The organism is Desulfomicrobium escambiense DSM 10707 (assembly GCF_000428825.1).
GTDB classification, from domain to species: domain Bacteria; phylum Desulfobacterota; class Desulfovibrionia; order Desulfovibrionales; family Desulfomicrobiaceae; genus Desulfomicrobium; species Desulfomicrobium escambiense.
This window is the reverse complement of sequence record NZ_KE386804.1, coordinates 9546-25516: the sequence shown is the minus strand read 5'-3', so window position 1 is coordinate 25516 and position 15971 is coordinate 9546. Positions and strand designations below refer to the sequence as shown.

At 65.1% G+C, this 15971-nt stretch carries 7 protein-coding genes; 5 read left to right on the top strand and 2 right to left on the bottom strand.

Going from position 1 to position 15971, the window contains the following annotated elements:
* Position 1: 1 nt before the first annotated feature.
* Positions 2 to 1453 (bottom strand): HlyD family type I secretion periplasmic adaptor subunit, encoded by a 1452-nt coding sequence (locus G394_RS0116735; RefSeq protein ID WP_051307288.1) that lies wholly within the window; start codon positions 1451 to 1453, stop codon positions 2 to 4.
* Positions 1450 to 3663, bottom strand: a complete 2214-nt coding sequence (locus G394_RS0116730; RefSeq protein ID WP_028578617.1) for a type I secretion system permease/ATPase — start codon at positions 3661 to 3663, stop codon at positions 1450 to 1452. The genes G394_RS0116735 and G394_RS0116730 overlap by 4 nt, the downstream gene beginning before the upstream one ends.
* Positions 3664 to 4025: 362 nt before the next feature.
* On the opposite strand from G394_RS0116730, the gene G394_RS0116725 reads away from it, so the two are divergent.
* From G394_RS0116725 to G394_RS19765, 5 genes are all read left to right on the top strand, one after another.
* Complete coding sequence (locus G394_RS0116725; protein WP_051307286.1) at positions 4026 to 4385, top strand: response regulator; 360 nt, start codon at positions 4026 to 4028, stop codon at positions 4383 to 4385.
* A 560-nt stretch (positions 4386 to 4945) separates the two neighbouring features.
* Positions 4946 to 5296, top strand: a complete 351-nt coding sequence (locus tag G394_RS0116720; protein WP_028578615.1) for an Hpt domain-containing protein — start codon at positions 4946 to 4948, stop codon at positions 5294 to 5296.
* Between the two features lie 41 nt (positions 5297 to 5337).
* Positions 5338 to 8136, top strand: coding sequence for a hybrid sensor histidine kinase/response regulator (locus G394_RS20460; RefSeq protein ID WP_051307285.1), 2799 nt, complete (start codon positions 5338 to 5340; stop codon positions 8134 to 8136).
* Positions 8129 to 10930, top strand: coding sequence for a hybrid sensor histidine kinase/response regulator (locus tag G394_RS20455; RefSeq protein ID WP_051307284.1), 2802 nt, complete (start codon positions 8129 to 8131; stop codon positions 10928 to 10930). The genes G394_RS20460 and G394_RS20455 overlap by 8 nt, the downstream gene beginning before the upstream one ends.
* A gap of 371 nt (positions 10931 to 11301) precedes the next feature.
* The coding region (locus tag G394_RS19765; RefSeq protein ID WP_084435785.1) for a cadherin-like domain-containing protein at positions 11302 to 15971 on the top strand (4670 nt) is incomplete at its 3' end.

The following is a 15971-nucleotide window of genomic DNA, read 5'->3' as shown; positions in this document are numbered from 1 at the left end:
CCTATCTTTCGTGCAAAGCTCCCCTCGTCGTTTTGATGATGGGTTTCAAGATGTACTCAAGCACCGTCTTCTTGCCCGTCAGCACGTCCACCTCGGCCACCATGCCCGGAATGATGGGTAGTTCCTTGCCGTTCCTGTCCGTCAGCGAGGCCGTTTTCGTGCGTACCTTGATGAGGTAGTAGCTGAGCTTCTGCTGCTCTTCCGTGATGGCGTCGGCGCTGATGTGCTCGACCGTGCCGGGCATGCTGCCGTAGATCGAGAAGTCGTAGGCCGTGATCTTGACCTGCGCGTCCTGCCCAGGGTGCAGGAAGGCGATGTCCTGGGGCAGAACCTTGGCCTCGACCAGCAGGGTGTCCTCCCGGGGTACGATTTCGAGCATCTCCTTGCCCGCGCCCACGGCCTCGCCGATGGTCGTGACGAAGACCCGCTTCACGGTCCCGTCCACGGGCGAGCGGACGCTGGTGCGGTCCATCTGGTCTTCCAGGGCGGGGAGCTTTTCCTTCCGGCCTTCCATTTCGGCGCGTACAACGTTCATTTCCTTGAGGATTTCCGAGCGATGCTTGCTTTTTTCCTCCTCGATGCGGTGCGCCGCACCGTCCAGGGCCGCGGCCACCTTGGGGATGGCGATGCGTGAGTCGGCAATCTGTCCCGTAAGTTCCGTCAGTTGCCGGCGGGCGCGCAGCAGTTCCATGTCCGAGGCTGCCCCCTTGGCGACCATGGTCTGGATCATGTCTACCTCTTTGGTCAGCAGCGTGTACTGACGTTGTTGGAAATCGAGCTTGTTGCGGAGTTCCTTGAGCTCCTGGGACCGCTGCTCTTTTGTCGTTTCCAGCACCGTCAGGGCCGAGCGGCGGTTGTCGTTGCGCGAACGAAGGAGTTGGCGCTGGCTGTCCAGCACATGGGGCTTCTCGTTCTTGACCTCGGCGGGAAAATCGATGTCGTTCTTGCCGGCGAGTTCCGCTTCCAGCCGGGCGATGGACAGAACCTGGTCGAGGTAGGTCGACTGCTGCTCCCTGAAGCGCGAAGCCATCTGCGTCTGATCGAGGAGGACGAGGACCTGCCCCTTGGTCACGCTCTGGCCTTCGCGCACCAGGATTTCCTTGACGATGCCGCCCTCGAAGTTTTGGATCCGCTTGATCTCGGTGGACGGAATGACCTTTCCCGAGCCCCGGACGGACTCGTCCAACGGGGCGTTGGCCGCCCAGATCAGGACGACGGCGAAAAGGACGGCGATGGCGATGAGCATGAGGTTGGCGGAGATGCGGCTGCTGCTGGTGATGTCGTTCAACTCCGTGGAAAAATTCTCGTACGGGGCCTCGGGACGTGCGCAGGACGTGCCGAAGGAGGTGACCCCGGGATTGGCGTTTCCGCAGGTCTGGCCGCCGGAAGTCTGTTCCTGCTGCATGGGCCGGCCGGCCGCTTCCGGCCGTGTTTCAGCGGAGGTGGTGTTCATTGTCTGGCCTCCATGTTCTCGCGCGGAGTCTGGCTGGTGGAGATGCCTCCCGTCTGGAGTTGTCGCAGGATCGCGTCCTTGGGCCCGTCGGCCACCACCTGTCCGTCGTCCATGACGATGATGCGGTCCACCAGGTCGAGCAGCGACGGGCGGTGGGTGATGAGCAGAAGGGTCCGGCCGTTCAGGAAGGTCTTGAGCCGTTGCACCAGGAGCGCCTCGGACTGGGAGTCCATGGAACTTGTGGGCTCGTCCATGATCAGGATGTTCGGGTCGCGGACCAGGGCCCGGGCAATGGAGATGGACTGGCGCTGCCCGCCGGACAGAGTGGCGCCCCGCTCGCCAACGTGCAGCCCGTAGCCCATGGGGTGGGTGCGCATGAAGTCATGGGTGCCGGACAGTTGCGCCGCGCGCAGGATGTCCTGGTCCGAGGCCTGGGGGTGGGCCATGCCGATGTTCTGCCGTACCGTGCCCTGGAAGAGGGACACGTCCTGGGGCATGTAGCCCGTCCAGCGCCGCAGGTCCGCAGGGTCGATCTGGCGCAGGTCCGCGCCGTCCACGAGCACGGAGCCCTGGTCCGGCGCATAGAGGCTCAGGGCGAGCTTGCCCAGGGTGGACTTGCCGGACCCGGTCCTGCCCACCACGCCGATGCGTTCCCCCGCCTTGATGCGAATGCTCACGTCCTTGAGGGCGGGCAGTTTCGACCCGGGATAGGAAAAGGTCACGTTCCTGAATTCCAGGCTGCCTTCGAGTCTCGGCCTGTGCAGGAAGGCGCCCGTGTTCTCGCGTTCCACGGGCAGGGCCATGACGCGGTCCAGTTCCTTGTAGGCGCTCATGGTGTGGTGCAGGCGCGTGATGAGCTGGGCGATCTGGGCGAAGGGGCCCATGACCCTGCCGCTCAGGATGGAGCAGGCTACCAGTCCGCCGGTGGTCAGGTGGCCTTCCTTGATGAGATGGACGCCGACGATGATGATGATTACGTAGGCCGACTGCTGCACGAAGCCCGTCAGGTTCATGGCCAGGTGGGACAGGGAGCGGGAGCGTACGGCGTGCTTGGCGCTGTCCGCGGTGTCGCGCATCCAGCGCTTGCGCATGGCCGCCTCGCAGCCCAGCCCCTTGACGGTTTCGATGTTGCCGAGGGTCTCCACCAGCACCGCGTGTTTTCCGCTGCCCATGGCCATGGCCGTTTCGACGGAGTTTCTGATGGGTACGTGAATGGCCAGGCCGATGAGGATTGTGATGGGCAGCACGGCCATGAAGACGAAGGCGATGGGTCCCCCGATGTACCAGAACATGGCGATGAAGATGACGATGAAGGGCAGGTCCACGAAGCTGACCAGGGTCGCGGAGGTGAAGAAGTCGCGCAGCACCTCCAGCTCGCGCAGCAGGTTGGCGAAGGAGCCCACCGATGCCGGCCTGTCCTTGAGGTGCATGTTCAGCAGTTGGTCGAAGAGCCTGCCTTCCAGTTCGACGTCGATCTTCTTCCCGGTGTTATCGATGAAATGTGCGCGCAAGGTCTTGATGACGAAATCGAAGGTGAAGACGATGGCCACCCCGATGGCGAGCACCCAGAGGGTCTCCAGGGCGCTGTTGGGCACGACCCGGTCGTAGACGTTCATGACGAAGAGCGGCGAGGCCAGGGCGATCAGATTCAGTATGGTCGCGGCCACGGCGACCTGGGCGTACGCCTTCCAGTTTCGCAGCAGCGCGTCGCGGAGCCAGTGTCCCTTTTCCCTGAGAGGGGCGTCCTCGCGCGCCGTTCCGGTCCTGGCCGGCATGAGATACAGTACGTGCCCCTCATAGAGCTCTTCCAACTCATGCCATGGTACGGCCTTCTCCCCTCCGTCGAGAGCCGGGTGGGTGATCGTCGCCGTCTCCACATGCATGTTGATGAGCACGCAGGTCTGGCCATCCTTGAGGAAGAGCACCGCCGGCAGGGCGAAGCGCGCGATCTGTTTGAGCGGACTGCTCACGATCCGGGCCGAGAGGCCGGCGTTTCGCGCCGCGGCCTGCGTCATACGCGGGGTCAGCCTCCCCTGTTCGTCGAGTGGCAGGCCGGCGAGGAGCGACGCCGGCGAGAGATTGCGTCCGTGGTGGCGGGCGACGAAGAGAATGCCCTGCGTGAGTGCGTCGGCGGCCGGCCCAACCGGGTCATTCCCGCCGTCCTGGAAGTGGGTGCCGTCACCCAAGGCTGTTTCCGTCAAGTTAAACATGAGTTCCCCCCTGTGTTTGTTCGTGATGATGCCGTGGCCTTGGCGCCCGCTCGGTCGAAAAGCCTTGGGGCTCGGTAGCCGTTTTCCGCGCATGGCTACCTGCTACCGGAGAGAGGGTATGAGAATAATTCATAGTGGAACGTATTTTGGCAGGGTAATTATACTTAATTATGTACATAATATTTTTCGACATCGACCGAATATTGTATATATAGTGAGGCATAATCGTACGAAGTTCTTGCCCTGAACATGGGCATGGATGTTCAATGCACGGAACCGGGCCGGATTGTCGGCCTCCGTTTTCTGCCGTGTGACGGGCGTTTCGGGAGAAAGCTGAAGTGATAGAGCGAAGAAAATCGCGCGTGCTGCTGGTCGATGACTCCGAGTTCAATCTCGATGTCATAGGAAGTGTTTTGTCCGCAGTCGGAGTGGAGGTGGTGACGGCGGGAAGCGGGTTCGAGGCTCTGGATCTCCTGGCCTCCGCCCAGACCTTCGATGCCGTCCTTCTGGACGTGCAGATGCCCCGAATGGACGGCCGGGAAACGGTCAGAAGAATTCGCAGTGACGGTCGCTGGCCCGATCTTCCGGTCCTGGCGGTGACGGCCTCCACCGTTGAGGGCGAGCGGGAGAAATGCCTTGAGGCTGGAATGAACGACTTTCTGACAAAGCCCGTGGATTTCGAGGCATTGCTCGAGTCGCTGGCCCGCTGGACTCGAAGATAGCCCGACATGGCCGCAGGCTGCCATCGGGAGGGGCGCCGGGTCCACGGATGTGTTTTATCAGATGGACGACGGCTTTGCCCGCATTCGGTGAAGAATCTAATTTCCCTGTATATTTTCTCTGTTGCCGCTGCTCTGTCTGGACCGATGTATTGCAAAAGAGGTCCAAGGTAGTGTAGGGGTATTTCGCGCCTTACATTTTTGCCGGGCGATCCTGCTCGCGCTTCGTCCGATCCTTGATATCAATCAGTTTTGTGGCCGTTTGACGTCTTACGCTTTCATCCCGGATGCCAGGCCCAAAGGGCGCTTGCGAATGGCGTTTGTGAGCCTGGCAGGGACGGCTTCCTGTTCCGCGGGGCGTCAGCGGTGCTTCTCCAGACTGACCGGTGGCATTCTTCCTGAGGCTGTCGGCCTATATACGGATTTCCTCGTATGTTATCGCCGGTCGCGGTGAATGCTCATGCGCATTGACCGTGCGCTCCTCGGGCTGCAGTGGGAGCGGACCGATTGCAGCCTTCCTTTCCGAAACCGTGCAGCCCTTCGAAAGATTCCTGGAGGATGCCATGGCCGAACAGTTCGTGACCCTTGATGTCGACGAGGCTTTGCAGAGGTTCAGCGGAAACAGGCAGGTTTTCAGCCGGTTGCTGCTGCGTTTTCTCGAACTCAACGCCGATGTCGCGGGCAGGGCAGAGGATGTCGTCGGGCGCGGCAAGAGCGACGAAATCGCGATTTTCTTTCATTCCATCAAGGGCGGCGCGGCCAACCTCTCCGCTAAGAGGCTCGCCGCCAAGTCGGGGGTCCTCGAGAATCTCGCCAACAAGGGCGACATAGACGCCGTGAGGGCGGAATTGCCGGGATTCACCGATCTCTTCGCGCAGTTGAGAGCCGCGGCCGCCGATATCGGCAAGTCTTGAGCGGCCTTGCTGACCCGAAACGTGAAGGGGCGGGGGAAGGCATGACAGCGCACGGATTCCTGTCCATTCGCATCCTGGCGCTGGTCGCCCTCATGGTGTGCTGGGCGCTTCCGTCCGCGGCCACGGGCGTGGGAATGTGCGTCCTCGAAGGGGCCGTGGAGGAATACGACCTGCGGCCGTACATGCTCTTCCTGGAGGACCCCGGCGGGGACCTGACCATCAACGACGTCGCGTCTCCGGACCTGGCCGGCCGTTTCGGGCCGCCTCCCAAGGGCCACTTCAATTTCGGCTTCACCTCCTCGGCCCTGTGGTTCCGTTTCACCATCGTCGACGGGGAACCGGGTCCCGCAGGCGGCAATCAGTCGCCGCTCTGGATTCTGGACCCGGGCTGGCAACTGTACGACACCATCCACCTCTACGTGCCGCGCCCCGAGGCCGAGGGCGGATGGCAGGTCTATGCCGCGGGGCGGCTGCTGTCCGTCCCGGGCGAAGGGGAGAAACGGCATTTCCAGCTTCCCCCCGGCTTGAGCGACCCCGTCACGTGCTACCTCCGCGTGGCCGGCATTCGGCCGCTCATGGTCGCCCCGACCGTCGCCACCCTCGACCGCACCCTGCGCGTCAACGGCTTCAAGACCCTGGGGACATCCCTCCTGCTGGGCTTCTTCGCCACCCTGGTGATCGGCAACCTGGCCATCTACCTCTATACCGGCAACGGCAAGTACAAGTGGTTCGTGCTCAGCAACCTGACCTTCGCCAGTTTCGTCGCCACCAGCAGCTATCAGCATCTCGTCACTGTCACAAACCTTCCGACCGTCATCATGACGATCGGTCTGGTGGGCCAGTCCATCGTCGCCACGACGGTCAGGACGTTTTTCGAGTTTCGTCGGTACAACAGAAGACTCAACATGATCCTCCTGGCCGCTGTCTGGGCTGTCCTGGGGGCTGCCGCCTTCGCGCCCATGCTGCCCGAGGAACTCCACCCAAAGCTGTCCATCTACGCGGTCATGCCCTTGACCCTGGTTGTCTTCTGGGCCTGTTTCGACAGTCTGAAACGCAGCCGTGTCCCAGCGTTTCTTTTTTTGTGCGCGTGGGGCCTGACGACGCTGCTGGCCTTCTCCTTCAACTGGGCTCTGAAGGGCGGCCTTCCCTTCTTCCATCCCAGCTACATGTGGGTCGCCTTCCTGGGAGAGGCAATCTGCATGTCCATCCTGCTGGCCTACAACATCGAGACCATCTCGGCGCAGCGCCAGGCCGCCGAGGCCATGGCCAAGGCCCGGTCATCCTTCCTGGCCGGCATGAGCCACGAGATCCGCACGCCCATGACCGCCATCCTGGGGTTCCTGACCCTGTCCCTGCAGCTGGGGGCCGGCGGGCAACTGCGGCAGTACCTGCTGCGGATCGAGGCCGCGGCGAAGCATCTGATGGACATCATCAACGACATCCTGGACCTGGCCAAGATCGAGGCCGGCAAGGTGGAACTGGAGACCGGGCCCCTGGACCCGGAGGACCTGCTGCATGACGCCGCGGACATCCTCGTCGCCCGCGCCTTCGAGAACGGCAACGAACTGGTGCTCTCGCTCGAACCCGGGCTGCCCCGCCGCGTGACCGGGGACGTCCTGCACCTGCGGCAGGTCCTGATCAACCTGGGCGGCAACGCGGTCAAGTTCACCCGGGGCGGTACCGTCCGGCTGGCGGTGTCCAGGGCCGGGGACGCCATGCCGCGGCAGGACCTTGTGCGGCTTCGTTTCGAGATCAGCGACACCGGCATCGGCATCGACCCGGACGTCCTGCCGCGCCTGTTCCAGTCCTTCGAGCAGGCCGACTCGTCCACGGCCCGGGTCTACGGGGGCACGGGCCTGGGCCTGAGCATCAGCCGGCGGCTCGTGCGGCTCATGGGCGGGGACATCTCGGTGCGAAGCCGGCCCGGGAAGGGCTCGACCTTCGGGTTCACGGTGCCCCTCGGTCTCGATCCCGACGCCGTTTTCCCGGAAGGTCCTCCGGCCGCGGAGCACGGGGCGCTGAAAGTGCTGGTCGTCGAGGACAACCCGGAAAGCCTGGCGTCCATGGAGGCGATCCTGTCCGCCATGGGCCACGCCCACGCAGCGGCAGGCTCGGCGGCCGAGGCGTCTCGTCAGGCCGCGTCGGAGCGTTTCGACCTGATCCTGCTGGATTGGGATCTGCCGGGCATGGCCGCGCCTGAGTCCGTGCGCCTGTTGCGCTCTTCGGAGGGTGCGCAGGGAACGCCGGTGGCGCTCATGACCAGCCCGGCCCGGCCCGAGGTCGAGCAACTTCGCCTGGGCCAGCTGGGTGTCCAGGGCATCCTGGCCAAGCCGTTTACGTCCTCGTCGGTGGAGGGGCTCTTCAGGCAGGTCCTGGATGACGGGGCGGCCGCAGCGCTTGATGCATGCGCGCCGGCCGATGCGCCGTGCGATATGGAGCGCGCCCACGGCCTGCGTGTCCTGCTGGTGGAGGACAACCTGTTCAATCAGGAGCTTTTGGGCGTGATCCTCACAGAGGCCGGGGTGGAACTGGAGGTCGCGGACAACGGCGCCGAAGCCGTGCGCCGGGTGACGGAAGGGGAGGCCCCGGACGTGGTGCTCATGGACGTGCACATGCCGGTCATGGACGGTTTCGCGGCCACGCGGGCCCTTCGGGGCGACGGGCGTTTCGGCGGCCTGCCGGTCGTCGCCATGACAGCCGACATCACTCCCGAGGACAGGGCGCGGTGCCTGGAGGCTGGCATGAACGACCATCTGACCAAGCCGGTGGACACCGGGGAGCTTTTCAGCGTCCTGGTCAAGTGGGGGCGCCAGGCCCCGCAGGAGGCGCGTCATGCGTAGCGGTCCGACCCCTGCGCACGCGGCCCGTGCACCGCGCCGGGCGCTTTTTGTCCTGCTTGCGACCCTGCTGCTCGTGCACGTGTGGAGTTCCCGGGCTTTTGCCGTCGGCGTGTGCGTGCTGGGCGGGGAGAGCGACGAGTACGACCTGCGGCCCTACATGGAATATCTGGAGGATGCGGACAGGCAGTTGACCGTGGATCAGGCGGCCGCGCCCGAGACCGATTCGCGGTTCGGCCCGCCGCCGAATGGGCGCTTCAATTTCGGGTTCAGGAACTCGGCCCTGTGGTTCCGGTTCACCGTCAGGGAACTGCCTTCGGACGGGGGCGGGCTGCCCCGCTACTGGATTTTCGACCCGGGCTGGAACCTGTACGGCACCTTCGAACTGTTCGTGCCTGACGCGAGCGCTCCCGGCGGATGGAGAACATATGGCTCCGGCTATCTGCTCTCGTCCTCCGGCGATCAGGAACGTCGACAGTTCCGCCTGCCCACGGGGCTGACGGCCCCGACCACCTGCTACATCCGGGTCACGGGCGTCCGGCCGCTGGTCCTGAGCCCGCACATCACCACCGTCGACCGGGCCATATGGATCAACGGCGTCAAGGTAGCGGGCACGGGCCTGGTGCTGGGCTTATTCTGCACGATGACGATCGTCCATCTGGCCATCTATCTGTACACCGGAATCGGCAAGTTCAAATGGCTGGTCCTGAGCAACCTGTCCCTTGTCGGTTTCGTGGCCCTGACCAGTTATCAGCATCTCCTCACCTTCAGGGACATGCCGGCGGCCATCATGACGGTCGGCCTGGCGGCTCAGGTTTTTCTGCCCTGTGTGGTCAGGGAGTTTTTGGAGCTCCGGAAGTACAACAGGAGGACCGATGCGGTCATGCTTTTCTTTATCTGGTTGGTTTTCGCGGTGGCCGCCTGCGCCTTTTTCCTGCCACCGGCAATGCAGGGGAAATTCTCCATGAACATGGCCGTGCCCGTGGTGCTGATGGGGGCATGGGCCTGCATCATCAGCCTGAAGCGCGACCGGGTGGTTCCAAGCATCTTCCTGATCGCATGGGGCGCAGCGGCCACCACCATTTCCTACTACAATCGGGCCGCCCACGGGGCCTTTTCCTTCGCGCACCCGTCGATCACCTGGGTCGGCTTCGTATGCGAGGGCGTCGCCATGTCCCTTCTGCTGGCCTACACGGTCAAGGCCATGGCCGTGCAGCGCCAGGCGGCCGAGGCCATGGCCCGGGCCAAGAGCACGTTTCTGGCCAGCATGAGCCACGAGATCCGCACGCCCATGACCGCCATCCTCGGATTTCTGAACCTTTCCCTCCAACTGGAGGCCGAAGGGAGGCTGCGTCAATATCTGCTCAAGATTCGCGCTTCGGCCGATCATCTCATGGGCATCATCAACGACATTCTGGACCTGTCCAAGATCGAGGCCGACAAGGTGGCGCTGGACCTCAGGCCCTTCGATCTGGACGCGATGCTGGACGAGGTGGGGGACATCCTGGCGCCCAAGGCCTTCGCGAACGGCAACGAACTGGCGATCTCCGTGCTGCCCGGCCTCCCGTCCCGCCTGGTCGGCGACCCGTTGCGGCTCAAGCAGATTCTGGTCAATTTGGGCGGCAACGCCATCAAGTTCACCCATGACGGCACGGTCCGCCTGGCCGTCACGGGCGCCGAAGACCCGACGACGTCCGCGGGGAAGATCGCCCTGCGCTTCCAGGTCGTGGACACGGGCATCGGCATCGACGAGGCCGTGCTGCCGCGCCTGTTCGGGTCCTTCGAGCAGGCCGACGCGTCCACCGCCCGCAACTTCGGCGGCACGGGCCTGGGACTGAACATCAGCCGCAGGCTGGTGCACCTCATGGGCGGGGACATCGCGGTGCGCAGCCGGCTGGGCGAGGGCTCGACCTTCGAGTTCACGGCGGTGTTCGACCCTGACCCGGAAGGCCCGGCCGCGGGGCGCGCCATGGCCCCGAGCACCGGCCCCGTGCTGGTGGCGGAGAGCAGGCCCGCAAGCCGGGAGGCCGCGGAACATGCGGCGGCGCGCCTGGGCCTTTCGAGCGTGTGCGTCGGTTCGGCGGAGGAAGCCGCCCGCATGGCGTCTGCAGAAGATTTCAGCCTGATCCTTCTGGACTGGGACCTTCCGGACATGAGCGGACCCGAAGGCGCGGACCTCCTGCGCGCGTCGAAACCCGTGCCCCAGGCGCCGGTGGTGCTCATGACCAGCCTGGCCCGGCCCGAGGTCGAACGGTTCCGGCCCGAGGAGCACGGTGTCCGGGGCGTGCTGGCCAAGCCATTCACCGCGGCGTCCCTGGGCGACATGCTGCGGCGGGCCAGGGGTCTTGGCGGACCTGTCGAACCGGGCATGAACGGCATGTCCGCCGAGGAACTGCGAAACCGCGAGCTGTCGCGCGGTCTGCGCGTCCTCCTGGCCGAGGACAATCCGGCCAACCAGGAACTCATCGGCCTGATTCTGTCCCAGGCCGGAGTGCTGGTGGAAGTCGCGGGCAACGGCGCCCAGGCCGTGGACCGCGTTCTCGACGTTTCGCTTCCCCCCCTGGACGCAGTGCTCATGGACATCCACATGCCCGAGATGGACGGGTACGAAGCCACGCGGGCCATCAGGACCCGCCAGCGGTTCGCCCGACTGCCCGTCATCGCCCTGACCACCAACGTCCTGCCTGGCGACAGGGAGCGCTGCCTTGATGCGGGCATGAACGCGCACCTGGCCAAGCCCGTGGACGCCGCCGAGCTTTTCAGAACACTGGCCGCCCTCGCGGTTCGACCCTCCTGACGCATACGTCGCCACGCCTTCCGCTGCCTCATCCATATATTCCTCGCATGTCGTGTTCGAAATGTGATTGATTGCCGGTCTCCCTTACGGCTCGCCATCCGCCGTCGGCGCCCGTGACGTCGTCCCTTTCCCTCTGCCGTTTTCTTCTCTCCCTTTTTTGATCCCCGGCGCTGCCTTTCGAATACGTGCCCGTCATGGCTCACGGGGGTCGTTTATTAGTGTAAAACCGTATGATTTTTTGTTTTGTATGAGATTGTTACTGTAGAAACTGCATTGAAAATTAGGTGAGCATTCGCATTATACTCTACTTCGAAAGCATCTATCTGTTTCGGAATGTTTAAATTGGTACAACTCGAATATGGGGGCAGGCCATGTTGAAAAATAAGGTGCTCGTTCGTCAGGCGGATGGTTCGATTCGTGAAGTGCAGATTTCCGATGGCGGCACGGTGTCGTTGCGCGGCAACGAACAGCTGCTCATCGCGGCTGCGCCGGAGCAGGCCGAAGTACGGTCCGGCGGAGAGGGGAAGGTCGCGATCCGGCTGGAAGGGATCGGCGAGTTCACGGTTGAATCCCAGGGATTGCCGCCCGAAGCCCTGGCCATGGGGCCGGACGAGTCCCCGGTCTTCAGGGCGCGGCCCGTCATCGTGTTCGAGCGGGCCGGAACGGGCGGCGAGGAAGGGGCCGTGACGCATGAGCCCCTGGGGGTCCACGAGGCGAGCGTGGCCGACACGTCGTTTCTGGACCAGCAGACGGGCGATGACTTCGGCATGGGCCGACTGCTCGGTATGGCCGCCTTCAGTGCCGAGGCCGGAGGCGGGTTGGCGAAGGGCAAGGTCTTAGCTGGGAAGGACGAGGACGGCCTGCTGGCCGACGCACTGTCCGGGGATTCCGCTCCTGGCAACCTGAACCTCCCCCCGGTCATCGACATCAACAATATTCTCCTGGTTGATGACGACGCAATGGAGCCCCTGACGGGCCACCTGCGGGCCACGGACCGCGAGAGCGGCCCCGGGGACCTGCTGTTCAGGATCAGCCAGGGTCCGGCCTACGGCACGCTGTACATCGACGGCAAGGAAGTGGATGCGACCAAGGTCACCTTCACCCAGGCCGACATCGACTCCGGCCGGGTCACCTTCAGCTTCGACCCCCACGCCCAGGACGGGGTTCTGGTGCTGGAGGCCGACACCTTCGTCTTCACGGTCACGGACGGCACGGATACCACCGGTCCGGCCACCTTCCACATCCACAATTCCACGGTCCAGGTCTGGGGCACGGACGAGTCCGACGACCTGACCGGCGCGGCCCATTTCGACCGCGACGGCGTGAAGTTCCACGTTTACGGCTTCGACGGCAACGACATCCTGCGCGGCGGCTCTGGCGCCGACACCCTGGACGGGGGCGGGCATGCGTACGCAGCGCACACTCCCTGGATGTACACCCAGGAAGGCGGCGACACCGTGGATTACGGCGCGAGCACCGCGGCCGTGAACATCGACCTGACCCGCGCCACCCAGTCCGGCGGCCACGCCGAGGGCGACGTGCTCATCGGCGTTGAGAACGTCATCGGTTCGGCCCACGCTGACAGCATCACAGGCGACGCGGCGGCCAACCTTCTTGTCGGCCTTGGCGGCGACGACACGCTGCTCGGCGGGGATGGCTACGACACCCTGCGCGGCGGGGCCGGGGCCGACCTGATCGACGGCAGCTTTGGCCAGGATTTCGCCGATTACCGCGACAGCGCGAGCTGGGTGGCCGTGGATCTGACAAAGCAGGATGGGACAACTGCCCAGTCGGACGGCGGGGCGGACAACGACGCCCTGGGCGATACGCTGATCGGCATCGAGAACCTCATCGGCAGCAACGACGCTTCCCACGGCGACGTGCTCACGGGCAACTCCGCGGGCAACCATCTCATCGGCCTGGACGGCGACGACACGCTCATCGGCGGCGCGGGCAACGACACCCTGGTGGGCGGGGCCGGGGCCGATGTGCTTTCCGGCGGCGCGGGCTTCCGCGACCTGGCGGACTACAGCGCCAGCACCGCCTGGGTCAACGTGGACCTGAACCTTCAGGACGGGACCACTGCCCAGTCCGGCGGCGGCGCGGGCAACCACGCCGAGGGCGACATCCTGACCGGCACCGAGGACGTCAACGGCTCGGCGTACGCTGATTCCATCCTCGGCGACGCCGCCACCAACGTCCTGAACGGCTACGGCGGCAACGACACCATAGTAGCCGGAAACAGCAACGACACCGTTCATGGCGGCGATGGCGACGACTTCATCGACGGAGGCGGCCACAGGGACCTACTGTACGGCGACAGCGGCAACGACACGATCTACGGCGGCGACAGCATCGACACGCTCTTTGGCGGCGCGGGCGACGACGAGCTCTACGGCCACAGGTCCGACGGCGGCAGCGACGGCAACCAGGACCTCCTCCTCGGCGGCACGGGCAATGACACGCTGGTCAGCCTCTCCACCTACCGCAGCATACTTGTCGGCAGCCAGGGCGCGGACCGCATCATGGGCAGCGGCATCGACTATGTCAGCTACGAGATCACCGGCGACGACATCACGGCCAACTACGGCCAGTCCGTGTACGTCGACCTGCGCATCCAGGACGGTGTCACGGCCCAAAGCGGGGGCGAGGAGGGCAACGACGCCATCGGCGACGTCCTGACGGGCATCCGGCACATTAGGGGCACGTACGGCATGACGGGCGACACGCTCATCGGCAACGACGAGGCCAACGAGTTCTATGGTCTGGACGGCCATGACCTGATCATCGGGGGCGGCGGCAACGACATCCTGTGGGGCAACGACCACAACGACACCCTGGAGGGCGGCGCCGGGGGAGACGTGCTGTGGGGCGGCATGCACTACGACATGGTCAGCTACCGGAACGCGTCCCAGGGGGTCAGCATCGACCTGCGCAACCAGTCCAAAGGCTTCCAGTCCGGCGTTCCCGGCGGCGAGGAGGTCGGGGATCAGCTCTGGTACATCGACGGCGTCATCGGCTCGGCCCACGATGACACGCTCATCGGCAGTTCCGTGGGCGACGAGGCGCTCGCCCCGCCGGACAAGTGGGCTTGGCGCGCGGCGGCCAACCGGCTGGAAGGCGGTGCGGGCGACGACCTGCTCATGGGCCTCGGCGGCGCGGACACCCTGGACGGCGGCGAGGGCATCGACACCGCGGACTACAGCCTGAGCGAGTCCGAGGTGTATGTGGACCTGAACCTGCAGGACAGCCAAACGGCCCAGACCGGCGGCGGCACGGTCACGTCCACGCTGTCCACCATCGACGACGGGACCAACCCGGGAGTCCTCTACGGCGGCAACCATGCCTATGGCGACGTGCTCATCTCCATCGAGAATCTCACGGGTTCGGCCTATGGTGACACGCTCATCGGCAACAACGAGGACAACGTGCTCTCCGGCCTGGCCGGGGACGACAGCCTGATCGGCGGCGGGGGGGATGACACCCTCATTGGCGGAGCGGGCAATGACACGCTCCAGGGCGGCGACGGCGCCGACCTGATCCGGGCCGGCGCGGGCGACGTGGTGGACGGCGGCGCGGGGCATGACGTGCTGATTTCGGAAGACGAGTACCTCGACGTGAGCTCTTCCACGACCATCACCGGCATCGAGCGCATCGACCTGACGGGCGCGTGCAAGGGGCTGACCGTGAGCGGCGCCGCCATCCTGTCGAACGGCGTGGCCGACCCGGCGGGCAGCGGCCTCATGGCCCTGGTGGTGACCGGGGACGCTGGGGACTCCGTGGCCAGGCTGGCCGACGACGGCTGGACCTGGACCCAGGCCGCCCCGGAAGTGACCATCGATGGACAGACCTATGTCCTGTACGAAGCCGCGAAGGACGGCCAGACGGTGCGGCTTTACGTGCAGACCGGCCTGAACGAGGCCGAGGTCGCGGGCGGCGCGATCCAGATCTGGGGCACGGAAGGGGCGGACGATCTGACCACGGCCTGGGATTTCAACGATCCCCGTTACACGTTTCAAGTCTACGGCCTGGACGGCAACGACACCATGCGCGGCGGCTCTGACGCCGACACCCTGGACGGCGGCGGGCACGCGTACGCAGCGCTCACGCCCTGGCTGTACACCCAGGAAGGTGGCGACACCGTGGATTACGGCGCCAGCACCGCGGCCGTGGACATCGACCTCACCCGCGCCACCCAGTCCGGCGGCCACGCCGAGGGCGACGTGCTCATCGGCGTCGAGAACGTCATCGGCTCGGGTTACGGCGACAGCATTACCGGCGACGCGGCGGCCAACCTTCTTGCCGGCCTGGCCGGTGACGACACGCTGCTCGGCGGGGACGGCAACGACACCCTGCGTGGCGGGGCCGGGGCCGACCTGATCGACGGCGGCCTTGGCCTGGATTTCGCCGATTACCGCGACAGCGCGAGCTGGGTGGCCGTGAACTTGAACATCCAGGACGGGACAACGGCCCAGTCGGGCGGCGGGACGGACAACGACGCCCTGGGCGATACGCTGATCGGCATCGAGAACCTCATCGGCAGCAACGACGCTTCCTACGGCGACGTGCTCACGGGCAACGCCGCGGGCAACCATCTCATCGGCCTGGATGGCGACGACACCCTCGTCGGCGGTGCGGGCAACGACACCCTGGTGGGCGGGGCCGGGGCCGACAGACTGAACGGCGGCACGGGCACCCGCGATCTGGCGGACTACAGCGCCAGCACCGCCTGGGTCAACGTGGACCTGACCAGGCAGGACGGGACCGCGGCCCAGATCGGCGGCGGCGCGGGCAACCACGCCGAGGGCGACATCCTGACGGGCATCGAGGACGTCAACGGTTCGGCGTACGCCGACTCCATCCTCGGCAACACCGCCATCAACGTCCTGTACGGCTACGGCGGCAACGACACCATATTCGCCGGAAGCGGCAATGACACCGTCCATGGCGGCGATGGCGACGACTTCATCGACGGAGGCGGCCACGCGGACGAACTGTTCGGCGACAGCGGCAACGACACGATCTACGGCGGCGACAGCAT